A 26441-nucleotide genomic window follows, 5' to 3' on the forward strand; every position below is an offset into this window, starting at 1 on the left:
TCTAAGCACCTACCTTTTTCTTATTTTTCATAAGATTTATTAATCCACCGTGTATAAGCATCTCTTTTTCTCTTTGAGTTACTTCAGGAAGAGTTTCATACTCTGATCCTTTTGTTATGTTTTTTACAATAACCAAACCTTTTTTTATCTGATTTGCTGCATCTTCAATTACTAATTCATCCATCATATCTATATTTTCATAATCTTTAACGTCCTTAAATACCAATGGAATTATAGCATTATTAATTAAATTAGCTTTATGAATTCTTGCAAAAGATTTTGTAAGAACAACCTTAACTCCTAAATATAGTGGTGCAAGTGCTGCATGTTCTCTACTTGATCCTTGACCATAGTTTGATCCTGCAACTATTATTCCACCATCATATTTTTTAGCTTTTGCTGGAAACTCTGCATCGCTAGGTGTTAAACAAAACTCTGCAAGGTACGGAATATTAGATCTAAATGGAAGTAATTTTGCATTAGATGGCATTATATCATCCGTTGTAATATTATCCCCTAATTTAGTTAGAACTTTACCTGTAACATTTCCTATTAACTCTTTTGCTTTAGGGAATGGTTTTATATTTGGGCCTCTTTTAACTATTATATCTTTTCCATCTTCTGCTGGCCTTATTATTAAATTATCATTAATAACAAATTCTTCTGGCATATCCACAATAACTGCTTCTCCAAGTTCTCTAGGATCTGTAATATACCCTGTAAGTGCTGATGCGACTGCAACTTCTGGGCTTACAATATAAACATTAGCAGATGTTGTGCCAGATCTACCTTTGAAGTTTCTATTAAATGTTCTAAGGGACACTGCACCAGTTGAAGGCGCTTGACCCATTCCTATACATGGACCACATGCACTTTCAAGTATTCTTGCACCGGCGTCAATCATATCTCCAAGTCCACCGTTTTTAGATAACATATTCAAAACTTGTTTTGATCCTGGTGCAATAGCAAGAGACATATCTTCAGGTATAGTTTTACCTAGGAGTATTTTTGACACTTTCATCATATCAACATACGATGAATTAGTGCAGCTTCCTATTAATACTTGATCTACCTTTATATCCTTTAATGATGATACAAGAACTACCTTATCTGGGCTATGAGGACAAGCAACAAGAGGTTCTATTTTACTTAAATCTATTTCAACCGTCTCATCATATACTGCTCCATCGTCCGCTTTAAGCTCTACAAAATCTTCTTCTCTATGTTGCGCTTTTAAAAATTTATATGTTATGTCATCACTAGGAAAAATTGAAGTTGTAGCACCGAGTTCTGCACCCATATTTGTAATTGTTGCCCTATCAGGTACGCTTAGAGTTTTTAATCCATCTCCTGCATATTCAAATATTTTGTTAACTCCACCCTTAACTGTTAAACGTCTTAATACTTCAAGTATTATATCTTTAGCTGCAACCCAAGGGCTAAGCTTTCCTGATAAATTAACCTTTACAATTTTAGGCATTGTTATATAATATTCTCCACCACCCATTGCAACAGCTACATCTAATCCTCCTGCTCCAATAGCAAGCATTCCTATTCCGCCACCAGTTGGAGTATGACTATCCGAACCAAGTAAAGTTTCTCCTGGAACTCCAAATCTTTCTAAATGGACTTGATGACAAATACCATTACCTGGTTTAGAAAAATATATGCCATGTTTTTTTGCAACAGTCTGAATATATAAATGGTCATCTGCATTTTCTGGTCCAGTTTGTAAAATGTTATGGTCTATATAAGCAACAGATTTTTTAGTTTGAACTTTATCAATTCCCATAGCTTCAAATTGTAGATAAGCCATTGTACCTGTAGAATCTTGAGTTAAGGTTTGATCTATCTTAATTGCAATCTCAGTATCTGTGATCATTTCTCCCTTAACCAAATGAGCTTTAATTATTTTTTGCGCAGCAGTATATGCCATAATATCCCTCCATTTTTTAAATGTAAATATAGACTATAATCTTTAACATATATCAAAATTCCTCAGTGTTATGTTTTTTTGTACTTAATTGTGGAATAATTTTTTTTGTAATTAATTCTAATTCTTCACTTTTCATTACAGTGCTTCTTCCAGTCTCATATTGCTTATCTACCCAATCTTTTATAACATTAATTCTTTCATCTTTTTTATCAATTTTATCTAAATCTTTTAATCTATAATAAGTATTAACCCAAGCTGCAATACCTGCATGCCCCGAGTGTTCGTTGACTGCCACAATAATTGGCCTACCTAATATTTTTTCAGTATCAAAGATATTGTATATTTCCTCATCCTTTAATATTCCATCTGCATGAATCCCAGCTCTTGTAACATTAAATTCACTACCCACATAAGGTGTCCTAGGTGGAATACTATATTTAAACTCACCTTCAAAATATTGTCCAATTTCACTTATAAGCTTAAGATTCATATTTTTTACATTTCCTCTTATTTGACCATATTCTACAATCATTGCTTCAAGTGGACAATTACCTGTTCTCTCACCAATACCGAAAAGTGAGGTGTTTATTGCAGAACATCCATGAAGCCATGCTGTAGTAGCATTGGAAACTACATTATAAAAATCATTATGTCCATGCCATTCAAGATATTCCGAGGGCACTCCGCCATACTTTATTAATCCATTAATGATTTGTGGTACACTTCTTGGTAATTCCGTACCAGAGTACGGCAATCCAAGTCCTAATGTATCACATGCCCTAATTTTTATCTTAATACCAGATTTCTTAGATAGTTCCATAAGTCTTTGCACTAGCGGTATAACAAAACCAAAGAAATCAGCTCTAGTTATATCTTCAAGATGGCATCTTGGAATTATTCCATTTTCTAATGCTTCTTCTACCAATGAAACATATAAGTCCATTGCCTCTTGCCTTGTTTTATTAAGCTTTTTGAATATATGATAATCAGAACAGGACATAAGCATTCCCGTTTCCTTAAGTCCCATATCTTTAACAAGCTTAAAATCTTCTTTATTAGCTCTTATCCATGATGTTACCTCTGGAAATTCATATCCTCTTTCTAAACATTTCCTAGCAGCGTTTCTATCTTTTTGCGTATATAAAAAGAACTCTGTTTGTCTAATTATACCCGAATTATTATCAAGTTTGTGTAAATAATCAAATATTTTAACTATTTGCTTTTCAGTATAAGTATCCATAGACTGTTGACCATCTCTGAATGTAGTATCCGTAATCCAAATATCATCAGGTATAGACATTGGAATCTGCTGACCTCCAAAAACAACCTTAGGAATTTCTGAGTATGGGAATATATCTTTAAACAACATAGGCTGCTTTTCATTCACTAACTTAAAATCATTCGTTGCAATCTTAGACTCATTATTATTTGTTAATTTAAACTTATTCACTTATTCTCCCCCTTCTTAGTCCTTCCTTATTTGCATCTTTAGCCACTGCACATAATTCTAGAATATATGAATGTTATATGTATTAAAATTTCATTTAATGCTAATTATATAGCTTCTGAACAGTTTTGTAAAGATATTTTGCAACATTATAGAGTATACCCACCATTTATCAAAATAGTAATTCTTATGGAAATTAAACAAAAAGAGCATACCCAGGTTTCCCGTCGTATGCTCCTTTTACTTATATCTTAATTTTCAAATTTAGCTATTTAATCTTTAGACCTGCCATGTGATTGTTAGCACTAGGGACTACTTTATCAGCTTGAGCCTGTGTTATAGTTCCTGCATCTACAAGAGCTTTTAAAGCACCTATATGAGTACCCTTGTTACTATGCATGTATGATTTGCGCTCTGCATCAGTCATAGTTTTTATCTTTTCCATTTCTGCTGTGTTTGCAGCTTCCTGCGTAACTATAGCTGCTTTAATTTTATCTGATTGATCCTGAGTTATAGTTTTATCTGTTACAAGCTTTGCTAATTTGGTATCCGTTTTCGCTTGCCTCTGAGTATCCATTTGAGCCTTTTCAGCAGCTTTTAGAGCATCAACCTTTGCCTGAGTCAATATGTTGTTATCCACTAAGTCTTTATATACATTAGTTTTTATTGTATTATCTGTGGTTTTAGTCTTTTCATATGCTAAAACTTTATCACTTTCACTCTGCGTAATAATATTTGAACTAACACCTAATTTAAGTGTTGATTCTAGTTTAACTCCTCCTTTCATATCTTTTCCGTGTTCACCAGGACCACCAACTGCACCAATAGGTCCCACTTTATCAGCTTGAGCCTGTGTTATAGTTCCTGCATCAACAAGAGCTTTTAAAGCACTTGTATGAGTGGTCTTGTTGCTATCCATATATGCCTTTCGTTCTGCCTCAGTCATAGTTTTAGTCTTTTCCTTTTCAACTTTGTTTGCAGCTTCCTCAGAAACTATAGCTGCTTTAATTTTATCTGATTGATCCTGAGTTATAGTTCCATCAGTTACAAGTTTTGCTAATTTAGTATCTAAATTCTTTTGTCTTTGCGCATCCCTTTGAACCTGCTGACTAGCCTTTAGTGCATCAGCCTTAGCCTGAGTCAATATATTATTATCAACCAAGTCTTTATATATGTTAATTTTAACTGTTTTATCTGCAGTTTTACTATTTTCATATGCTAAAATTTTGTCACTTTCAGTCTGTGTAATGATCCCTGTACTAACACCCAATTTTAGTGTTGATTCTAATTCAGCTTTAGGTTGTTTAACCTCAATTTTTGAAGGCGTCTTCACATCAGCCTTTGTTGATTTAACACCTGTTGCAAAAGCTAGACTAACAGAGGATAAAAGCATGCCCCCGGTTATTATTCCAGTTATTATTTTAGTTCTTAAAGCTACACTTTTCATATTATTTGCTCCTCACTAATTTATTTTTTTGTTAATGTCTATACTTTTATTATAATCACCTGTTATGTCAACAATGTGTCAACAACATGTTACTTTCGTGTGTTTTGTAACTATAATATGAATATTACTTATCAATCATAATTCCTTTCATGCCTTGGTGTGAACATTTTCATCCCATATTTTATATATTTTTCAAAAATAAATATAGCAATATTCAATACATTATATGGATTGTAAGGTATAATAAAGGAATGCGATAAAAAAGGTAAATATATTTTAGAATGGGTGAAATAAATAATGAATGAAAAATTAGGCATAATTATTTGTAAATTTTTTTCTGAAGAACTTAAATTTATAATAAAGAATAATAATATTAAAAATATTGAAATTTTAGAATTTACACCAACGTGTATCTATGGAAATATTGGACAAAATGAGCAGCTAGAAGCAATTAAAAGTTGTCAAGTAACCTGTAATAAAATAATTATTATTGGTGGCAAATGCTGTACAAGCTTAAATAAGATGGTTATTGATAGTGAAAAGTGTAAAATACATAGACTTGAATACTGTTTTGAATTATTTACTAATATAGATATAATTGCTCATTTTATAAGTGAAAAATCATATCTTGTTACACCAGGTTGGCTTAGAGATTGGGAAAAAAACATTCAAATTTTAGGCTTTAATAAAGAACAAGTGAAAATTAAATTCCTAGATACAGGAGTTTGTGATGATAGTTTAGAAAACCTTCATAAATTTTCAGAATATGTAAATATTCCTTACGATTACATTTTTGTAGGACTGGATTTTTTTAGTATGTTTATAGAAAAAAGCATAGTCGAATGGCGTTTGGAATGCGAAAGAAGGAAATCAACTTTACTACTTGCGAACACAAATATACAGTTTGTCGATCATACGTCAGCCAAACAGCAACTCTCATACATTCTAAATAGCATTCATGAGGGAGTATATATTATAAATTCAAATTATAAAGCAATATTTGTAAATAAAGCTGTAGAGAACTTGGTAAGTCTTAATGATTTTAGAGATATTATAGGTAAAAGCGTATTCGATGTTGTCCCCGATGAATATCGTGAAATTGTACTTAAAAGGTTTAGAAATATACTAGATAATAAAGTATCAGCACCTTTAATTGAAGAAAAATTTATAAAATACGATGGCTGTATTATAGATGTTGAAATATACTCTAGTGCTATTAAATATGAAGGCAATTGGTGCATACTTAGTGTGGTAAGAAATATTTCAGAACGTAAAACCTCTGAGAATCTTAAGTTGAAAATTGCCGATCAAAATAAGCTTATAAATGATGCAGTTGAATATGACAAGTTAAGGAATAATTTTTTTTGCAATATATCACACGAACTCAGGACACCAATAAATGTACTTCTTAGCGCATTGCAATTACTAAATTTGGATGAAATGAATCACCCTACCGTTGATAATAAAATGAAATTAAAGAAATATTATAAAATAATGAAGCAAAACAGTTATAGATTGTTAAGGTTAGTAAACAATTTAATCGATATTACCAAAATTGATGCAAGATATTTCAATCTTAAATTAAAAAATGAAAATATTGTAGCTATTATTGAAGACATAACGCTGTCCGTAACCGCTTATGCTGAACGTAAAGGGTTGGAACTTATTTTTGATACTGACATTGAAGATAAAATAATGGTTTGTGATGCAGATAAAATTGAAAGAATAATATTAAATATTCTTTCAAATGCAATAAAATTCACTCCGCTAGGAGGAAACATATTTGTGAGCATTGCAGAGAAAGATTGGGGTATATCGGTATCTGTAAAAGACACAGGTGTTGGAATTCCCACTGATATGAAATCGTCTATTTTTGAAAGATTTGTACAGGTAGATAAATCTCTTTCAAGAGACAGAGAGGGGAGTGGCATCGGTCTTTCTCTTGTAAAATCTCTTGTTGAGATGCATGGTGGAACAATTAGAGTTGAGAGCCGATATGGTAGGGGCAGTGAATTTATAATAGACCTTCCTGAGACAGGTTTACCAGAGAATCAACCGTTTATTTTAGATGCAAATATAGCAAAAGTAAGTGATATAGAGAGGCTACAGATAGAGTTTTCAGACATATACGATTGAAACTGTTAATTAAATGGTAGTTTTATTTTAAATTCTGTTCTTTCCTTAGAGCTTGCAACCTCTATATTGCCATTATGTAATTCTACTATTGTCTTTACAATTGCGAGCCCAAGTCCAGTTCCTTCTTTTTTATTACAATGTTTTTCTACCCTATATAATCTTTGAAATAAATTCTTCAAATTTTCTTCTTCTATTATATCGCCATAATTTACAAATCTAACTACAACCATATTATTTTCCTTTTCTATATTTACATCTAGATATTTCCCCTCACTACCATATTTAATTGCATTAGATATTATATTTTCAAAGGCTCTAACTAGCAAAATAGCATCTCCATTTATTGTTAATCCTACATCTTTTGAAGATATTTTATATTCCATACCAGCTTCTTCAAAAGATGGTATAAATCCAATGGTAGCTTGTTCTATCAATTGTTGCAGGTATATATTGGATTTATTTAAATTTATATCTCCATTACTTATCCTTGTAAACTCAAAAAGTTGTTCTACAGAACTCTTTAATTCCTTTGCTTTACTTAATGAAACTTCACAATAATGATGTAACTCATCATTATTTTTATAATTACCCTTTTCAATTAACTCTAAAAATCCAATAACAGATGTAAGTGGAGTCCTTAAATCATGAGATAAATTTGTTATCAAGTTATTCTTCTGCTTTTCCCACACTTTTTCTTTCTTCATAAGTTCTTTTATACTACATGCCATTTTATTAACATTTGAAGCTAAATTCCCTAACTCAGTCTTTGTTCTAATAGGTATATTTATATCCATATTCCCCTTAGATATTATATTTAAATTATGTGATATTTCTTCTATATAATCAGTAGTTTTATTCATTCTTTTAATAAATATAAAGCACATTAGCACTATAAAAACTACAAAAATCCCTATACTAAAACCTACCATAACTAACCTATTTGTATTATAATAATTAATAAATTTCGCATATATACCTTTACATAAAATATGTATCAACATAATTACTAAAAAAACTCCAACTAATGTTAATATTATAGAGATCAATATAGCTATAAAAAAATTTATAAGTATATTATATTTAATGCTATTATTCTTCAATTTTATATCCAACTCCCCAGACCGTTTCTACAATTTTAGGTTCCCTCGGATTATCCTCTAATTTCTCTCTTAATCTCCATATGTGAACCATGACAGTATTATTTCCTTCAAAATACTTTTCCTTCCAAATCTCTTTAAATATCTCCTCTGCATTAAATACTTTGCCCACATTACTTGCTAATAGTAACAATATCTCATATTCTGTTGGCGTTAATTTTAGCTCCACACCAAATAAATTAACTTTATGTTTTCTTTTATTTATAGTAATCCCTTTTATTTCAATAACCTCTTCATTATCAAATAATTTGTGATTTTCATTAAAATATACAGACCTTCTTATTTGAGCTTTTACTCTTGCAATTAGTTCCATTGCGTTAAATGGTTTTACCATATAATCATCTGCCCCTATAGATAATCCCTGTATTTTATCTATATCTTGTCCCTTTGCACTAACCATTATAATTGGGATATTATGCTCTTTTCTAATCTTTATACAAACCTGTAGTCCATCTATTCCTGGCATCATTATGTCTAAAATCACAAGGTGAATCTTCTCATTATTAATTATATTAAGTGCATCTATACCGTTTGTAGCTTTAAATACTTTATACCCATCATTTAGTAGGTATACTTCCATAAGTTCAATTATTTCTACTTCATCATCTACAATCAATATGTTAAACATACCCTCTACCTCTCCCATTAAATAACTATTTTTGATAAAATTATATCATATTCTCAAATAATTAATGTCCCTGGCTATATTTTAAATCCTAAAAAATTAAAATAGTATATAAACCATATAAAGATAAAATTAACAATTGTTAAAAAAGCAAAATATCTTTTTTCTGATTTTTCTCCTACTTTTTTAACCCATGTATATATTAGAATAAATAATCCGCAAATACTTAAAACCGTTGATGCTATTAGAGCTCCTAAAAATATATAAAGTAAATATGCAAATTTAAAATCATTAATACTAACCATAACCATTGCTATTATAGTTGCTCCTACCATTCCACCTATATTAAGCACCCCAATAATTAAGTTTACTGTCCTAATTAATTTAATACTCCTACAACTTTTGTGACCTATTTGTTTAAGCTTCCTCTTTATAAACAAAACCATTATCCCAATTATATTTATAATGAATACAACCATGGCTATAATAAATATGGTTATATTAAAAGTTCTTGTTTGGAAAAAGCTTATCTTTTCAAAGGAATTATGGCTTACATCATTAAATGCATAGTTTACTTTACCATTGTCATTTATCTTAAATGCAAAATCTCCTCGTCCATCTTTCCTTGCAAATACTCCATCTTTCTTTTCAATAATAGTTGTGGTAATTTCCTCCTTAGCAAGAGTATATTCCTTAAGAGTTAATGTACCGTCCTTATTATCTGTAATTCTCATATCCATAGAAGAATCAAATAAGAACCCGATTTTCATAATGTTACTTTTTGATATTCCATCATAGTTTCTATATATGCCTTCATATCTACTAAAATCTTTAGTTTTATTTTTTTTTATTTTATTAAATGTATTACTGGTACTAGGGTAAAAATAATTTAAAAATTCTTCTTCAAAGTTAAAAGGCAGTGGATTTAAAGAGTTGGTTGCCACGTATATTCCTAATTTCTCCTTTGGAATTAAAAATAATGTGCTCGTATATCCTGGCAATGCACCTTCATGCTTTATTATTTCCTGCCCATTTCTGTTACTCCTTATAAACCCATAGCCCATTCCAGGTAAAGAATCACTATTGGAAAATTGCTTATCTTTCATTTTTATTGATGTTTCTTCCTTTAAAATCCTGTTTTCTTTAAATTGTCCATTATTTAAGTGAGCTATCATAAAGTTTTCCATATCTTTAACTGTTACATTCATTCCTGAAGAGCCTGATGTATATTGATAAGCTAATGGTATTTCATTATAAGTTCCCTTTATAAATTCATATCCCTTAGCTGTATTACTATTTTTTAACCGAGTTAAGCTACTATCCATTTTTAAAGTTTCTAATATATTTTTCTTTACATATTCTTCATAAGTAATACCAGATACTTTTTCTACAATATATCCTAGAAGGTTATACCCCTCGTTACAATACCTACTAACAGCGTTAGGCTCTCTTACTACCTTAGGAATATGTGTATCCATATAATATTCCTGTGATTTTATTAACTTTTCATCTCTCGTACTGCCGTTAAGTTCACTGGCTTCATCAACTCCGCTAGAATGAGTTAATAAATTACTACAAGTTACTGGTTCCTTATAATTATTAATAATCTTGTAAGGATTTATATAATTATCAATATTTTTATTTAAATCTAATTTTCCCTCTTCATATAGTTGCATTATAGCAGTTGCAGTAAATAATTTGCTTATTGATGCTGCTGGGAAAACAGTTTTATCTGGATTTACTAATACTTTTTCTTCTATATTACTGTACCCATACCCCTTTTTAAATACTTCTTTGCCATCCTTAACAACAGATATAGCAACTCCTGGAACTGAATATTCCTTCATATTCTTCTCAAAAAAATCATCTGAAAATTTTTCTAGATCTTTGCTATTATTTACGTCTATATGTTCCTTATTGACTTCCTGTCTCTTCTCTATTTCCTTTCCGAAACTATTACTAGGTAAACCTAGGCTTATAAACATAACGCTCAATAATATTGCCATAAATCGTTCTGCTTTCTTCTTCATAAATTCCAACTCCTTGATGTTCTATACTTAAATTTTACATCAAGATAAATCTTTAGTTTTAACTTTTTTCTTACGAAAAATTAAAATTTATATATAAAAACATAACATCATATTAATCAATGATATTGTAGTAGTATCCTTAGCAATCTTTGCTCTATTGTTAAAAATCTTTAGTGTTATTGAAAATATAAGAAACAAAAAAAGAAGCCTTTCAGCTTCTAATTGATAATAGTATAATAACTAAGCTACCCTAAATAAGTAATGCTTTAGTCATAACCTTATTTATTTTTTATGAATTTTTAATGCATCAAAAGAATTGTCTTTTTCAAATATGAATGTAGCCCCATATCCGCCACGACCTATTACGTTCTCATTGCCTTCCTTAAGTACAATGTTATTATCTTCATTGGTGTATCCTAATTCAAAATCATCTAATAAAATTATTAATTTTTGTTTATCTGTCATTTTTTCCACTCCTCACCGCTATAATATATATTTCATTATACCTTATTGACATTTAATGTTCAATTAATTGCCAAACTCGAATATGAATGTTGTTAGTGAGGTTTCCTATTTAGTTCCATAAAATACATGTATCTACGTATGAGATATTATATCAAATTGTCTATAATAATTCAACTTCGAAAAAGCTGTATATGCCTTCTCCCATCGCCTCTTACGATTACTAAAGTTCGTTCCAATATCGGAATTATTTTTATTCTACTTATTCAACTCATGTATTAATTTCCTATCCCTCTCACTCTCACTTGTTCTAGCCATCTTAGTTGTATGTTTTTGCATTTCATCTACAGTAAGTTTATCCTTACCAATTACATTAATCTCATAAACCCCATTTAAATCTGTATACCTAACTCGAGTTGATGTAATGTTAAATACGTTACTTAACTTATTCAATACATCTTTGGTTATTACGGCAGGCATTTTAATGCTATTAGCAGATGAAATCTTCTGGTAATTTGCAAGTTCCATAAAATCAATCTTTTGATAGCATGGGATTTTTAAAAAATTACGTGAATAATTCCCCTTTGCTATAATTGTAGTATAAATTTCAACTGTAAATGGCAATCTAATTTTTACATTGTATGACTTTTTAAGTTTATCGTATTCATTTACAAGCTGTTTACTATATGCATTTTGTACTCTCTCATCATCAATCGTATTATTTCTAAGATTGTATGTTATCTCAAAGTTACTATTTTTTTGTATTATTGCGTAATAGTCGGAGTTTTCAATATTATATTTTGGTATTGAGACATCCGTTATGTTATACACTTGCTTCACATAATTTTCTATTTTTGCTTTAGCAATATATTTTCCAAAAGGTATTCCATTGAAAATTGAATAACCAAATATTACTACAAATACAGATATAACAACTAATATAATTGTTATTATATTGTTGCACTTTGAATCCTTATCCATCATAAATACCCCCCATACGTCCTTTTAACCTCAATACAAATATACCATATTATAAAGTGCTTCATGTGATTATTCCAATTTAGTGCCTTTAACAGATATAACAGTAATAATTAACATCACTAAAGATATAATTGTAATTACAACAGATAAAATAGTTATTAAGGTTCTCTTGTTTTCCATTTTTTCTCCCTCTTAAATAAACTTTGCTTTTTCATCTTTTACTCCTTCAATTTTTTATATTTATAAAATTCAATTAAATAATTTAGTAGTCTTATTAATATTAGTCGGTAAGCTCCTTAAGCCTTTTATTTATATATTCAAGTTCAAAAGAAAAACATGTTCTTCTATGATTGTTAGCCAAAATTCTGTAATGCTTTGATAGCATATTTTGTTGAACTGTGAAACCATTTTTAATTTCTATATCTTTCCACCATATTCTCCCACCAAGTGTTGGAATATATTTTTTATCGTTATTGGGAAATGATAATGAATGAATAATGTCTTCAACCTCTCCTCCAAAAGTTAATTCCAATATCTCGCTATCTCTAAAAATAACTCATACTGCAATCGCAACGGTCCACCCCAAACTACTTCTTTCTTTTTCCGCTTGCACTAGTGTTTTTTTATAAATTCAATCCTTGTCATAAATGCATCACCTTTCAATTAGTTCTTAATATTGATTGTATTTTATATTAATACTACTTTCTTAAATATACTAAATTAAATAATTAGATTTAAATTTAAATCTGTTATATATAAAAGAATAGATAACAACTAAATCAAGTGAAGTCAATTCTCTATTAATATTAATTATTAAATACCTCTCACTAATTCAATTTTTGCAGATTTTATGTTTTCAAATTTACCTCTAAATACTTTTACCTCTTCAATTATTTCTCTTACCTTTTCTCAACAATCATTTTTATCTACCTTAAAAAGCTCCACCTAGGCCAAAACACCCAAGTGGAGCTTTTTAAAACCTTTTTATATATATTTCTCCGTTTCTTTACTTTCTTTAAGTTCATTAACTAAATGCTTAATCTCCTGATCCTTATTTTTATCCATTACAAGTATTACATCTCCTGCATCAACAATTATAAGATCCTTTATACCAAATCCAATTATCAATCTATCTTTACCAAATACTGCGCAGTTTTCGCTCTCTTCCATAAATGTATTACCCAAAACATTGTTACCACGTAAGTTACTTAGAAATCTTGAAAGTGCTGCAAACGTTCCTATATCATCCCATCAAAATAAACACCCCTGGGGTCTTTGCAAAGGCTTGCCTGAGCTTGCTATTTTTTACACATAAAAAGAATTAACCTCATACTAAAAATCAAACAGATAGAATACCCATTGAAGGTATTTAGGGCATATTTTTTTAAATTATTAAATATTATATTAAGTCCGCTGGAATACCGGTATTGACCATATTAATATGGTTACTTAATTATTTATTTAATATGCGCAGTTATACAGTTTACGACATATTTATGTTATAGTGTATAAAAGTCGACATATGTTTCATTGTAAAATTTTGCTTAAATTAAATAAGAAACCTAGACAGAACTTCGTTTAAATAAAAGTATTTTGATTTATTAAAAATCAGTTAGGAGCTATTAATGAATAAAAAACAAATGAGGATTAATATGACTTCAAATGAGGGTAAATTACATGAGTAATAGCAGAACAAAAAACACAGTGCGAAATATAATATTTGGTACGGCAAATCAAGTTACGTCATTAGCATTAAGTTTTATTAGTAGAACGATATTTATTAAAATATTAGGGGCAGGGTATCTAGGAATTAACGGACTTTTTTCTGACCTTCTAATGATGCTTTCAATGGCTGATCTAGGGCTTGGAACTGCAATGGTTTATAGCTTTTATAAACCATTAGCAGAAAATGATCATGATAAAATCACAGCATTAATAGCATTTTATAGAAAAATATATAATTTTATTGCATTAGCAGTAGCTATTATTGGGCTTTCCTTGATACCATTTTTAGGATATATAATTCATTTAGATAAAGCTATTCCGTTTATTAAAGTGTATTATTTATTCTTCTTGTCAAATACAGTAATATCATATTTATTCGTTTATAAGACCTCAATTATTGATGCTGATCAGAAGAACTATGTAGTTACAAAGTATCAAATGCTAGTTAATATCTGTAGGGTAGTGCTTCAATCAATTACTCTATTGATACTAAAGAACTATTTTATATATTTGATAATCCAAGTTTTTTCAAGTTTAATAAATAATTTAATAGCCTCAAAAAAAGCGGATGAGTTATATCCGTATATAAAGAAATCTAATCATACATTAGATCAGGCAGAAAAAAAAAGTATATATGCAAATATGAAATCTATTTTTCTATATAAAATATCTGGTGTACTACTTAACGGCACAGATAATACTCTTATTTCAATCCTTGTAGGTACTATTTGGGTCGGAGTTTACTCAAATTACAATTTAGTTATAATTGCACTAAATAATTTTGTTAACATAATATATTCATCGGCAACGGCAAGTATTGGTAATCTAATTGTAAATGAAAAGCCTAAGAAACGTTTTGAAATATTTCAATCTATGCAAGCAATTAGTTTTATCATTAGTACATTTTCAACAGTATGTCTTTATATACTATTTAATAATTTAATTTATGTTTGGCTTGGAACAAAATTTATTTTAAATAATTATATATTAGCTGCAATTATAGCAAATTTTTATTTTGGAAGTGTTATACATCCAATTTGGTCTTATCGAGAAGCAACTGGGCTTTATATGCAAACTAAATATATTATGATAATTGCAGCTATTGAAAATTTAATATTGTCAATTATAATGGGCAATTTAATGGGAATGTCTGGAATATTGTTTGCTTCTTTAATTGCAAGGTTGACTACTTATTTTTGGTATGAACCAAATTTACTGTTTAAAACGTATTTCTACGAACCAGTTAAAAAGTATTATATTACACTGATAATTAATGCAGTTCTTACCATATTTATTATTGCAATAATAAACGTATTTACGAATCATATTATAATAGATTCATGGTTGAAACTTATAACTAAAACAATCCTAGTAGCATTGGTTACACTAGCAATAATTATTCCGTTTTATTATCGAACTAGCGGATTTAAGTTATTATTAAATAAAATAAAAACGCTTCCAGATAGATAACCATAAAATTAGCAATGTGAAGGTATTTAATAATTCTAAGTTTATCTATAATAGCTTTTTGTTATAAAACCATTATGGCATGTATAAAGCGGTAAATCATTGATAAATGAACTTTATATAGATACAAAAAAGCTCCACTCAAGTCATAACACCCAAGTGGAGCTTATTAAAACCTTTCTATATATATTTCTCCGTTTCACTACTTTCTTTAAGTTCATTAACTAAATGTTTAATCTCCTGATCCTTATTTTTGTCCATTACAAGTATTACATCTCCCGCATCAACAATTATAAGATCCTTTATCCCAAATCCAATTATCAATCTATCTTTACCAAATACTGAACAGTTTTCGCTCTCTTCCATAAATGTATTACCCAAAACATTGTTACCACGTAAATTGTTTAGGAATCTTGAAAGTGCTGCAAACGTCCCTATATCATCCCATACAAAATCACATTTTATAACAAATGCCTTTCTGGTTTTCTGCATTATACCAAAATCAACAGATATTCCATCTATCTCATTATATTGTTCTTTTATTACATTACTTTCCTCATCAGTCTCTAACGATTGATATATGGTCATTAATCTTTTATACATCTTAGGTAAATATTTTTCCATTTCACGTAAATACACATCTGCCCTCCATACAAACATACCACTATTCCAAAGAAAATTACCTTTTATAAGCAAATCTTTTGCTACTTCTGAGTTAGGTTTTTCTAAAAATCGCTCTACTCTGAATGTAGGCATATCTGCATTTATCCTATCGCCCATTTCTATATAACCGTAACCAGTCTCTGGTCTTGTGGGCTGTACCCCTATGGTTACTAGACCTCTTTTTTTGTTTGCAATTTCAACTCCTTGTAGTACTGTTTCTTTAAACTCCCTTTCATTTTCTATATAGTGATCAGAAGGTAGCACTATCATTGTTGCTTCCTTGTCTAGTTTTAATAGTTTTGCAGCAGATAGACCAATACATGTAGCGGTCTCTTTATTACTTGGTTCTACAAATATATTTTCTTTTTTAATCTCTGGAAGTTCATCACAAATTTTATCAAAGTACTCTTCATTAGTAACTACATAGATGTTTTCATTGCTAACCAAACATTTTATTCTATCCACAGTGCTTCTTAAAAAGCTCTTATTATTAATAATATTTAAAAACTGCTTTGGATTTTGGGCACGAGATAGAGGGTAAAGTCTTGTTCCTTTTCCACCTGCTAAGATTAGTACGTATAACAAAATACCACCCCAAATTATTACTCATTTTATTTTATGAATTACATGTCTATGTTGTGAGAACAATTTTTATGTCAAAAAAATAAAAGCATGTAAAATGGAAAATATATTTTCATTTTACACGCTTTTAAAGTTTTTATTTATTTTTCATCCAAAGCACTATGTTCTTCCTCCCGAATGTTGTGTTCTTCATCCAAAATAGTTTTTTCTTCACCAAGAGGCGAAATAAATTCAATGTTGTCATCTAGCATTTTGTCTCCGATTTTTTTTAATAATTCGAAGTCATCATATTTTTCAAGGCCATACTCTTTTAAAATAGATGTTTTATCCTTTTTATCATGACCTGGTATATACTTCGAGAATGTTCTAAATAATTCTTCTCTAAAATACTTTGAGTCTACTTTAGGGAAATACGGCAATGGACAAAATCCAGACTCTTTAGCATTTTCCACACCATTAATGTCATATTTAAAATAATACTTTCCAGTTTTTTTACTTAATTCTCCTACTTTAAATGATTGACCTTCTTTGTTTTTCCACATCATATATATTATGCTATCCACTTTGCAAGCCATTCCTCTCACCCTCTTATTAAAAAAATTATAGTATTATTATATTGTTATGATTATAACTATATAACAAATATTAGTATAAAAATTCAATCAATGCTAAAATTCTTATCTACTTTAATTTTTTAATTTTTCAATCAACTTCTCCATAACTAATTTAGGATTTCTATAAAATTCACTAGCACGTATTTTATAAAACTCCCATCCAACTCTCTCGAGGCACATCTGCATTTCATACTGTTTTTGCCAGTCATAATCTTCGTCGCCAGTCATTCCAATACATTTCACTGCTATTTTTTTATAAAAATCATCGCTAGAAGGTATAGACAAGTCTGTTTCTACAACGAAATCTATAATATATTTTCCTACTTTAACTTTCGGTGTAATCTTATACCCATTTTCCTTTATATGTCTTCCTATATTTTCTTCAAAATCATTTAATAATAAATGTTTTTCAGATTTATCCTCTTTCTTTGGTTCATTCTCATCTATACAATATTTTAATAAAGCATATCTAACACACTTATCATTAAGGTCCTCTAAATCTACTGAGTGAAATAACCACATTTGATTTCTAGCACGGCTAGCCGCTACATTAAACCTTCTTATATCAGAGTCTTTAGTTAAAGCTGCAAATTTGGCATTGTTTGCAATAACCATAGATAAGAACATTACATCTCTCTCATCACCTTGGAATGAATATGCATCTCCACATATAAGCCTTCGCTTCAAGATTTCCTCCATACCAAGTTTATCCACTAACATGCTTAGTATTAATTCAGCTTGTGCGTCTCCTAGAAGCGATATTACTCCCATACTCATGTCTTTATACCTTTCATTACTACAGCACTCTAATATCTGTGCTACGATGCTCTCTGCTTCTAATACATTTAAAGCCTTGGTTTTGTCCTTGTATCCGCCTATCACTTTTGAAGTTACTATAAATGGTCCGACTTTTTCTTTTTCTTCTATTCGCCTTAAAGGTATTATTTCATTGGAGTAGCAGAGTTTATTACTAAATCCAATTATCTCTGGTACGCATCTAAAGTGTTCCTTTAATAATAACCTGCTCGGAAATACTCTTAGGGCAGTATTATACAAACTTGTCTTTAAATCAAACCACTCCGCATGTGGAATATCCTCTAAATAAGTACTTATAAGTGTTTCAACAATTGCATGATCTTTTCCAATTGCTTCAGGACTTATTTGCTTTTCGTCCCCTACAATAATCGCCTTTTTAGCTCTCATTAAAACAGTTATAGCCGATATGTCACTTTGACTACTCTCATCTACGATTACCACGTCAAACAAATTATCTGTTAGCTTCAAATTCTCCATAACTCTATTTATTGGCATTATCCATACAGGAATTACATCCTTACAATTATCCATTTCCTTTTGTGCAATTTTTCTATACTTTACTGCCTGAGTACCCGTACCTTTTCCTATCCTTTTTATAGCTTCCATCCACGTAAATAGACTTCGTTTCTGCGCCTCTGTAGTCCTCTCTATTTGATTAAGCCAACTTCTTTTAGACACAAGATCTCTTACAATTTGCTTTTCTTTACTTTTTTCCCGGGCAATATCTTTCTCTAGGGCTTCTATATCAGCCTCTTCTAATTTTTGTAAATAATCATTCCATTTTCTCCATGTCCATGCCTTTTCAAAACTTAAACTCTCTAAATCTTCTATGGTTTTATCTTCATCATTTATAATATTTTCAAGTAATAGGGGGCAGCACATTTTCAATTTATAACATAATTCTTTTAACTCTAACGCATTATGAGCTATCTGCATTAGTTCTCTGATCTCTATATAAACAGCTTGTACACCCTTTAAACTTCTTATATTTATAGCATCTTGTAATTTTCCTAAGCAACCATCCTTATTAAAGGTTGTCTTTATTTCTTCCATTTTTAGGTTTAATTTATTATATCTATTTATGTGCTTTAGACTCTCAAATCCATTTTTGAGATGAATATACGTTTCTTTATCATACCAATACGAATCACTTGGCAGATTTCTTCCATTCAGGTTTTTATCTGGTAAAAAATTAATTATGTTGTTTTTAAAGGTTTTGTCCCAATTAATAATTTCGCAAATGCCCTTAATATCATCTACTATTTCACTTACATAATTTAAATTTGTATCATCGATAAGTTTTCCACCATATTCTTTTACTGTGTTATTCCAAATATTTTTAAGTTCTCTCTCTACTAGCTGCAGTTTTATATATAAATCAACCACAATTATTTGCTCGCTTGTATTTATACACTCATAATCTACCTTGCAGCCCTCGAATATATATTTAAGATTCCCATGAAGTATTTTAAAGAGACCTCCTAGTTTACCTTTTTCGCTAATTGTTTTTGCTATAATACCAAAATCATTTTTAAATGTGTTTATATCAATGCCTGATGGTAATTCCAATTTATGATTATTTAATTCTTGTTTTAATTTACTTATCTCTTTTATATATTCATTGCCTTTATGTGCTAGTTGTTGCCACAAACCTTGCTGCTCACTGTTAGAGTAATAACATTTCATAACATTACCTAGCCAGCTATTATCAAAAGCTTCGAATTTTTCTATTGCATCATCTACCAGTTTAAGTAATCTTCTATTTCCATAATCTATAGAACTTACACTATTTAAGTCCTTAATATCATCTTCATAAATATGTTTTTGCTGCCCTAGTTTAATTAGTTCCTCGATATCATCACATAACTCTTCTTCTCTTGGAAGTATCGCTACGTATTTATCTATGTTATCTATTTCATCTATTTGCTGTTTTGTAATCACAGATGACAATGTAACTAGCCTTTTAAATTCTTCAGAAGTTAAGAGGTTTTCTTTATTAAAATCAAGCTTGTCTACTATCCACGAATGATTAACTTCATTATCTTTAACCCATTTAGCCATGTGCATTAGTGTATACTTTTGACCCGCGTATTCTACCTTTTCATTCTCTCTGTCATCAATACATTTTAGCTCTTTATATAGCCTTTTCTGTGTATCAACACAATTATTGTGTTTATATTTTAAAAGTTTTATTTCCTTACGCAATTCTTTAGTGTCCATTGATAAACTTTCTGTTATTTTTCTAACAGACTCATCCAATTCTTCCAGAGACTTAGTATCATTTCCTAGTATGCTAATGCATAATGCTCTAACCTCTTCTGGTATTTTATTAGACAAAACCCTTAATGCCCTATCTGTTTGACTTGTCACTAATACCCTTTTGCCATGAGCCAAAAGATGACATATTAAATTAGCAATAGAGTGGCTTTTACCAGTACCTGGTGGCCCCTGTATAACTACGCCAAAATTTTCAGAAAGTTTTTTAGTTATTTCCATTTGCTCTTCATTTGCAGGTAGCGGAAACAATACGTCTTCTCCTACTTCCTTCCATTCATTAGAAGTCTGAACATCTTGCGTTATTTCTTCTTCCGAGACAAGCGCCTCTACAGTTTTAGGAATATGGAATCCTGCTCTTACTTGTGATAACACATCATTTAATTCCATATTCCAAAGTCTTGTATCAACCTTTCGAAGTATTATGCAAGGTGCATTATAAAATTGTATATTAGTTTTAGATAATATATCAGAATCACTACTTAGATCATCAATATAGACATCCTTCGTATAAGAATTTAAAAGCATAGCTAACTCTTCAAATATTTTTGAAGCCATTTTAATATTTCTTACATCCAAAGCCATATCTTTTGCTTTATTTCTAATTTTTAGTAAGCTATCTAGGTTTACCTCCAAATACTCATTTAAAAATTCAAGTTCCACATTTGTTTGATTATTATATGGTTTTAAAGTGAATCTCTTTTTCTTTGAATCAAATTTTATCTCCATTTTAGTAGTAAAGATAGGATGAATTATTTTTTTATCCTCTTTTTCCCAACTCAGTAATCCATTTGACCAAATTATCTCTAGGTCTTCACTGTTTTTTTCTAATTGTAAATATGTTTTTTGAAACTGATGATATAATTTTTCTGCCCTCTCATCTATGCTTAACCAGTAATCTTTATTATCATCAATATTAAAAGTACATCCACTAATATCTTGGAGTTCTTTTTCCCAATATACTTTTTCATATTCATTTATATTTCTTATAGTTTTTTGATTCATATTTTTAATACTGAGTAAATATGAGAATATTTTTTCTACTTTATCATTAATATTCAAAGCTTTATTACCTCCAATTTATTAAAAATGTAAAAAGTCTTATTAAAACTAAAGTAGTTTTAATAAGACTTATATTTATTTACAAGAATCTCTCTCCACTATTCTATAAGGCAATACAAAATGTTTTTCCTCAACTACTAAATTGTTTATAGATTTTATAAGCATTCTCATACCAACAGAACCCATATCATACATTGGTTGAGATACTGTGGTAAGCTTCGGATAAAATGTTGAAGCTGAATAAATATCATCAAAACCCATGACATCTATCTTTTCTGGGACATTAATAGATTTATCTCTTAATGCATTTACTACTCCCATAGCTATTTCATCACTTGCACAGAATACGGCATCCACCTGGGCACCTGTATCTAATATAACATTAATTCCTGTATATCCGTCTCTAGCCTTAACTCCACCATGATAGACTAAATCTTTATTAAGAGTTATTCCCATATCTGAAAGTCCTTTTGTATAGCCTGTATATCTTTGAGATAATGCATTTACTTTTTCTATAGAAGTCCCTACATATGCAATATTTTTATTTCCCTTATTTGCCAAATATTTCACTGCATCCGCTGCTGCCATTACATTATCAATAGCAACACTAGGGAATATACCTTGTTCATCTGCTGTCTCTACAAGAACCACGGGCATTTCTAATTCTTTTATTAATTCTATTACATTATTTCCTATGGAATTACTCATATATATAACTCCATCTATCATTTTCTCCTTAAGTATTCTTAAAGATTCCATTTCTTTTTCTACGTCTAAATCTGCATTACAAAGCATAATATTATAATTATAAATATTAGCTACATCCTCGCAACCCCTAACTATTTCAGGATAAAACTGATTGGATATATCCGGTATAATTATTCCTATTGTACTAGATTTTTGTGTTTTTAAGCTTCTTGCAACTATGTTCGGCCTATATGATAATTTTTTTATAGCATCTTTTACCTTTTTCTTGGTGTCTTCATTTACAACATCTATGTCATTTAATACTCTTGATACTGTGGCAATAGAAACTCCCGCCTCTCTTGCAACATCTTTTATTGAAGCAGCCATATTCCTCAACTCCTACTATTTTCTTATCTTACCATTATACTTATAAAACCCTTTCATTTCAAGCTATAATACGAACTTACACTAAAGTATGTCCCAATACAGTAATCTTAACCTATACTTTTTATTATTGCCAGTTAATATATTCCTTAATCGTTACCTTATCTTATTTATTTCCTAATTTTACAGATCATATCCAAATTTTATAGCTATTAAAAAGAAAGTATGTGACAATTGCCACATACTCCCTTTTGCTATTATTAATTATAACTTAACTAAATCTAATTGTAAGTCCTCACCATTTATCTTTACTGTCTTGTATTCTCTATCGATATTATATACAATTTCGACAGATAAAGTATCTTTTTTAATTTGATCTTCAAATTTAGCTATTACATTTTGAAGCATTTCATTTCCAGATACGTACGTTCTAATCTTATCAGCAACTTCAAAACCACTTTCTTTTCTCATATTTTGAATTTTACTTAAGATTTCACGTACGTTTCCTTCTTCTTTAAGCTCATCAGTTATGTGAGTTATTAATACTACTCCCATTTCGCCTTCGCCAGCAAAAGCGTAACCTTCAAGTCCTTGCATTGTAACAAGTAATTTTTCACTATCTAATTCTATTTCAGTTCCATTTACATTGATAGTAACTACATTACCCTTATTTATAGTTTGAGCAAGTTCCATTTGGTTCATAGCGCCAATAGCTTTTTTTATACCAGGTATTAATCTGCCATACGGCTTTCCAAGTACTGGTAAATTAGGTTTAATTTCAAATTTAACATATTTAGAAATATCAGCTCCTAGCTCTACTTCCTTAATGTTAAGTTCTTCTTTAACTATCTGTCCATAGTATTCTGGAAGAGATTTAGAACTAACAAGCATCTTAGAAAGCGGCTGTCTATTTTTTATATTGGCAGCATTTCGTGCACTTCTTCCTAATTTAACAGTTCTATAAGCCACATCCATTTCTTCTTCTAGTGCCTTATCTACTTGATCTTCTCTATATTCAGGCCAAGCACATAAATGGATACTTTCTGGCGCATTTTTGTCAAAAGCAACTACTAAATTCTGATATAGTTCTTCTGTTACAAACGGTATAAATGGTGCAGATATTTTTGCAAAAGTTGTGATAACTCTATATAGCGTCATATAAGCGCCTATCTTATCCTCTGTAAGTGACTCTACCCAGTATCTTGATCTGTTACGTCTTACATACCAGTTAGAAAGTTCCTCAATAAAGTCTTCTAGTTCAAGTGCTCCTTGAGTTATTCTATAGTTAGTTAGATGCTGATCTATATCTTTAACTAATGAATTTAATTTTGACATCATCCATTTGTCCATGATATTAACTGCTTCAAAGCTTTCATATTTAGTTGGGTCAAAATTGTCAATATCAGCATATAAAACGTAGAATGAGTATACATTCCAAAGTGTTCCTATGAACTTTCTTTGTGCATCTATAACTGCACCCTCATAAAATCTTGATGGTAACCATGGTGCACTAGCTGTATAGAAATACCATCTAAGAGCATCTGCTCCTTGATTTTCGAGAATCGTAAATGGACTTAACACATTACCTTTATGTTTAGACATTTTAAGTCCGTTTTTATCTAATACATGACCTAGTACTATACAGTTTTCAAATGGGTTTGTATCAAATACGGTAGTAGATATTGCAAGTAATGTATAGAACCATCCTCTTGTTTGATCCACTGCCTCTGAAATAAATTGAGCTGGGAAATTAGCCTCAAATACTTCTTTGTTTTCAAATGGATAATGATGTTGCGCAAATGGCATTGATCCTGAATCAAACCAACAATCTATAACTTCTTCCACCCTAGTCATAGTTTTTCCGCATTTAGGACACTTTAAGTGTACATTATCTATATATGGTTTATGAAGTTCTATTCCATCCGGTACATCTATTCCTTTTTCATTAAGTTCTGCTATGCTTCCTATAAGTTCTCGATGTCCGCATTCGCATTCCCATATTGGAAGTGGAGTTCCCCAATACCTTGTTCTACTTATACTCCAATCTATAACGCCTTCAAGGAATTTACCCATTCTACCTGTTCTAACGTTGTCTGGCATCCAATTGACCTTATTGTTATTTTCTATAAGTTTGTCTCTCATAGAAGACATTCTTACAAACCAGCTTTCTCTTGGATAATATAAAAGTGGTGTATCACATCTCCAACAATGTGGATATGAATGTTCAAATTTCTCTGCTTTATATAAAACATTATTTTCTTTTAAATATTCTAGTATCTTAGCATCTGCATCTTTAACAAAAATGCCTTTCCATGGAGTAACGCAGTCAACAAACTTACCTTCTACGTCAACTAAGTTAATAAGTGGCAAATCATATTTCTTACCAAGCAAGTTATCGTCTTCACCATATGCTGGGGCAATATGAACTATCCCTGTACCGTCAGAAAGAGTTACAAAATCTCCATGAACTACATAGAAAGCTTTTTCTTTTGGTGTATAGAAATCAAACATTTGCTCATATTCAAGGCCCAGTAAAGCTTCTCCTTTAAATTCACGTACTACTTCGTACTCTCCCTCGAGTTTACCTAATAAATCTCTTGAGAGTATTAAAGTTTCACCTTCTTGGACAGCTTCAACATAATCATATTTTTTATTAACTGCAAGTGCTACATTACTTGGAAGTGTCCAAGGCGTCGTAGTCCATACAAGTATGTATTTATCTTCATTTTTTACTTTGAATTTTACGTATGCCGACATTTCTTTTACATCTTTATATCCTTGAGCTACTTCATGAGAAGATAAAGAAGTTCCACATCTTGGGCAATAAGGCATTACCTTATGACCTTTGTATAATAGATCTTTATCCCACATTTGTTTTAATGCCCACCAAACTGATTCAATATAATCATTATGATAAGTTACATAAGGGTTATCCATATCAACCCAGTATCCTACTCTCTCAGACATTTCTTTCCACATATTAACGTAACTAAAAACACTAGCCTTACATTCTTCAACGAATTTTTCTACTCCGTATGCTTCTATGCCAGGCTTGCCATTAATTCCAAGTTTCTTTTCTATTTCAAGTTCTACTGGTAATCCATGAGTATCCCATCCAGCTTTTCTTGGAACATTATATCCCTTCATTACCTTATATCTTGGTATTAAATCCTTCATAACTCTAGTTAAAACATGACCTATATGTGGTTTACCATTTGCTGTTGGTGGACCATCATAGAAAGTAAAGGTCTCTCCCTCTTTATTTAAGTCAAAATTCTTTTGAATGATATCTTTTTCTTTCCAAAACTTAAGTACATCATTTTCTATGTCCATAAAGCTTTTAGAAGGATCAATTTTTTTATACATAATAAAACTCCTTTTTCAATTTTATTTGATAATAAGCAATTAGACACGTAGCACTTCTCATCTTAATTGTTTTTACCTTTATTAGATATTAATTGAAACTACATTTTTAAATATAAAAACTCCGCCCTATTTAATAGGGCGAAGTTAAATTCGCTAAACCACCTATAACATAAATATAAAATCAAGTACAATTATACCTTATTCTTTAACGCAGAAATACGGATAAGCTTACTAAACTTTCAGCTCTCAGCTCATAGGTGATTTTCTTTAAACCTTCACTATGGGTTTTCACCTTTCCCCACTCTCTTTAAGTTACTTGCTTAAATACTTTTCCTAATCAAAGCTTTTAATTAGTCATAATTAATAATTAATATAAATATATTATAAATTAATATAACTTCTTACCATTATATTATAATGGATTTTTGTTGTCAATTTGTTTTTGAATTTTCTTACAATTAATATGCTCAAAAACTATTTATTTAAAGCTTTTGATCCATATTAAAAAATAAAAGCCTCACTATTTGTTAAGTATTATTATACAATGCTTGCAATAACTGCTATGATCATTCATTTAGCA

At 30.1% G+C, this 26441-nt stretch carries 16 protein-coding genes, 1 pseudogene and 1 other annotated feature; of the genes and pseudogenes, 2 read left to right on the forward strand and 15 right to left on the reverse strand.

Translation table 11 applies throughout. The features are described 5' to 3' along the window. Position 1 precedes the first annotated feature (1 nt). The 3 genes from KPL44_RS15835 to KPL44_RS15845 form a co-directional block, all read right to left on the reverse strand. Positions 2-1936: an aconitate hydratase gene (locus tag KPL44_RS15835; protein WP_216252263.1), complete on the reverse strand. Its 1935-nt coding sequence runs from the start codon at positions 1934-1936 to the stop codon at positions 2-4. Positions 1937-1988: 52 nt separating this feature from the next. Next, entirely contained in the window at positions 1989-3305 is a 1317-nt protein-coding gene (locus KPL44_RS15840) for a 2-isopropylmalate synthase (RefSeq protein WP_216252365.1), read from the reverse strand. A 346-nt stretch (positions 3306-3651) separates the two neighbouring features. After that, positions 3652-4830, reverse strand: a complete 1179-nt coding sequence (locus tag KPL44_RS15845; protein ID WP_216252265.1) for a hypothetical protein — start codon at positions 4828-4830, stop codon at positions 3652-3654. Between the two features lie 297 nt (positions 4831-5127). On the opposite strand from KPL44_RS15845, the gene KPL44_RS15850 reads away from it, so the two are divergent. Beyond that, complete coding sequence (locus KPL44_RS15850; protein WP_216252267.1) at positions 5128-6966, forward strand: sensor histidine kinase; 1839 nt, start codon at positions 5128-5130, stop codon at positions 6964-6966. Positions 6967-6971: 5 nt separating this feature from the next. Here KPL44_RS15850 and KPL44_RS15855 read toward each other — a convergent pair whose 3' ends face one another. From KPL44_RS15855 to KPL44_RS15885, 7 genes and pseudogenes are all read right to left on the reverse strand, one after another. Further along, positions 6972-8066, reverse strand: a complete 1095-nt coding sequence (locus tag KPL44_RS15855) for a sensor histidine kinase (protein ID WP_216252276.1) — start codon at positions 8064-8066, stop codon at positions 6972-6974. After that, complete coding sequence (locus tag KPL44_RS15860) at positions 8056-8751, reverse strand: response regulator transcription factor (RefSeq protein ID WP_216252278.1); 696 nt, start codon at positions 8749-8751, stop codon at positions 8056-8058. The genes KPL44_RS15855 and KPL44_RS15860 overlap by 11 nt, the downstream gene beginning before the upstream one ends. A 74-nt stretch (positions 8752-8825) precedes the next feature. Further along, positions 8826-10778 (reverse strand): serine hydrolase domain-containing protein, encoded by a 1953-nt coding sequence (locus tag KPL44_RS15865; RefSeq protein WP_216252280.1) that lies wholly within the window; start codon positions 10776-10778, stop codon positions 8826-8828. Between the two features lie 282 nt (positions 10779-11060). Then, complete coding sequence (locus KPL44_RS15870; RefSeq protein WP_216252282.1) at positions 11061-11243, reverse strand: hypothetical protein; 183 nt, start codon at positions 11241-11243, stop codon at positions 11061-11063. Positions 11244-11498: 255 nt separating this feature from the next. Further along, the gene (locus tag KPL44_RS15875) at positions 11499-12224 is read right to left on the reverse strand and encodes a YfjL-like protein (protein WP_216252283.1); all 726 of its coding nucleotides are present in this window, start codon (positions 12222-12224) and stop codon (positions 11499-11501) included. Between the two features lie 277 nt (positions 12225-12501). Then, entirely contained in the window at positions 12502-12753 is a 252-nt protein-coding gene (locus tag KPL44_RS15880; protein WP_216252285.1) for a hypothetical protein, read from the reverse strand. A gap of 452 nt (positions 12754-13205) precedes the next feature. Then, a pseudogene (locus tag KPL44_RS15885) lies at positions 13206-13472 on the reverse strand (hypothetical protein); the annotation flags it as partial. Between the two features lie 426 nt (positions 13473-13898). Between KPL44_RS15885 and KPL44_RS15890 the strand changes: the two are divergent. Beyond that, positions 13899-15416, forward strand: a complete 1518-nt coding sequence (locus KPL44_RS15890) for a lipopolysaccharide biosynthesis protein (RefSeq protein WP_216252289.1) — start codon at positions 13899-13901, stop codon at positions 15414-15416. 177 nt (positions 15417-15593) lie between these two features. Here the strand turns inward: KPL44_RS15890 and KPL44_RS15895 are convergent, their stop codons facing one another. The 5 genes from KPL44_RS15895 to ileS form a co-directional block, all read right to left on the reverse strand. Next, positions 15594-16661 (reverse strand): mannose-1-phosphate guanylyltransferase, encoded by a 1068-nt coding sequence (locus KPL44_RS15895; protein ID WP_216252290.1) that lies wholly within the window; start codon positions 16659-16661, stop codon positions 15594-15596. Positions 16662-16798: 137 nt separating this feature from the next. After that, the gene (locus tag KPL44_RS15900; protein WP_216252292.1) at positions 16799-17233 is read right to left on the reverse strand and encodes a HipA N-terminal domain-containing protein; all 435 of its coding nucleotides are present in this window, start codon (positions 17231-17233) and stop codon (positions 16799-16801) included. 111 nt (positions 17234-17344) lie between these two features. Continuing rightward, entirely contained in the window at positions 17345-21424 is a 4080-nt protein-coding gene (locus KPL44_RS15905) for an AAA domain-containing protein (RefSeq protein ID WP_216252294.1), read from the reverse strand. Between the two features lie 75 nt (positions 21425-21499). Next, positions 21500-22498 carry a LacI family DNA-binding transcriptional regulator gene (locus tag KPL44_RS15910; protein ID WP_071611006.1) on the reverse strand — a complete coding sequence of 333 codons (999 nt, stop codon included), beginning with the start codon at positions 22496-22498 and terminating at the stop codon, positions 21500-21502. 261 nt (positions 22499-22759) lie between these two features. Further along, complete coding sequence (ileS, locus tag KPL44_RS15915) at positions 22760-25861, reverse strand: isoleucine--tRNA ligase (RefSeq protein ID WP_216252295.1); 3102 nt, start codon at positions 25859-25861, stop codon at positions 22760-22762. A 131-nt stretch (positions 25862-25992) separates the two neighbouring features. Then, positions 25993-26211: a binding site (T-box leader), on the reverse strand. Positions 26212-26441: the final 230 nt, after the last annotated feature.

Source organism: Clostridium sp. DSM 17811 (assembly GCF_018861905.1).
In the GTDB taxonomy this organism is placed as follows: Bacteria; Bacillota; Clostridia; order Clostridiales; family Clostridiaceae; genus Clostridium_AD; species Clostridium_AD frigoriphilum.

What these genes read in the sequence shown, in the direction of transcription:
- KPL44_RS15870 (WP_216252282.1), bottom strand. Translation starts at nt 11,243, where the DNA reads ATGACAGATAAACAAAAATTAATAATTTTATTAGATGATTTTGAATTA.
- KPL44_RS15875 (WP_216252283.1), bottom strand. Translation starts at nt 12,224, where the DNA reads ATGATGGATAAGGATTCAAAGTGCAACAATATAATAACAATTATATTA.
- KPL44_RS15850 (WP_216252267.1), top strand. Translation starts at nt 5,128, where the DNA reads ATGAATGAAAAATTAGGCATAATTATTTGTAAATTTTTTTCTGAAGAA.
- KPL44_RS15890 (WP_216252289.1), top strand. Translation starts at nt 13,899, where the DNA reads ATGAGTAATAGCAGAACAAAAAACACAGTGCGAAATATAATATTTGGT.
- ileS (WP_216252295.1), bottom strand. Translation starts at nt 25,861, where the DNA reads ATGTATAAAAAAATTGATCCTTCTAAAAGCTTTATGGACATAGAAAAT.
- KPL44_RS15840 (WP_216252365.1), bottom strand. Translation starts at nt 3,305, where the DNA reads ATGTTGTTTAAAGATATATTCCCATACTCAGAAATTCCTAAGGTTGTT.
- KPL44_RS15845 (WP_216252265.1), bottom strand. Translation starts at nt 4,830, where the DNA reads ATGAAAAGTGTAGCTTTAAGAACTAAAATAATAACTGGAATAATAACC.
- KPL44_RS15860 (WP_216252278.1), bottom strand. Translation starts at nt 8,751, where the DNA reads ATGTTTAACATATTGATTGTAGATGATGAAGTAGAAATAATTGAACTT.
- KPL44_RS15900 (WP_216252292.1), bottom strand. Translation starts at nt 17,233, where the DNA reads ATGGCTTGCAAAGTGGATAGCATAATATATATGATGTGGAAAAACAAA.
- KPL44_RS15835 (WP_216252263.1), bottom strand. Translation starts at nt 1,936, where the DNA reads ATGGCATATACTGCTGCGCAAAAAATAATTAAAGCTCATTTGGTTAAG.
- KPL44_RS15865 (WP_216252280.1), bottom strand. Translation starts at nt 10,778, where the DNA reads ATGAAGAAGAAAGCAGAACGATTTATGGCAATATTATTGAGCGTTATG.
- KPL44_RS15910 (WP_071611006.1), bottom strand. Translation starts at nt 22,498, where the DNA reads ATGGCTGCTTCAATAAAAGATGTTGCAAGAGAGGCGGGAGTTTCTATT.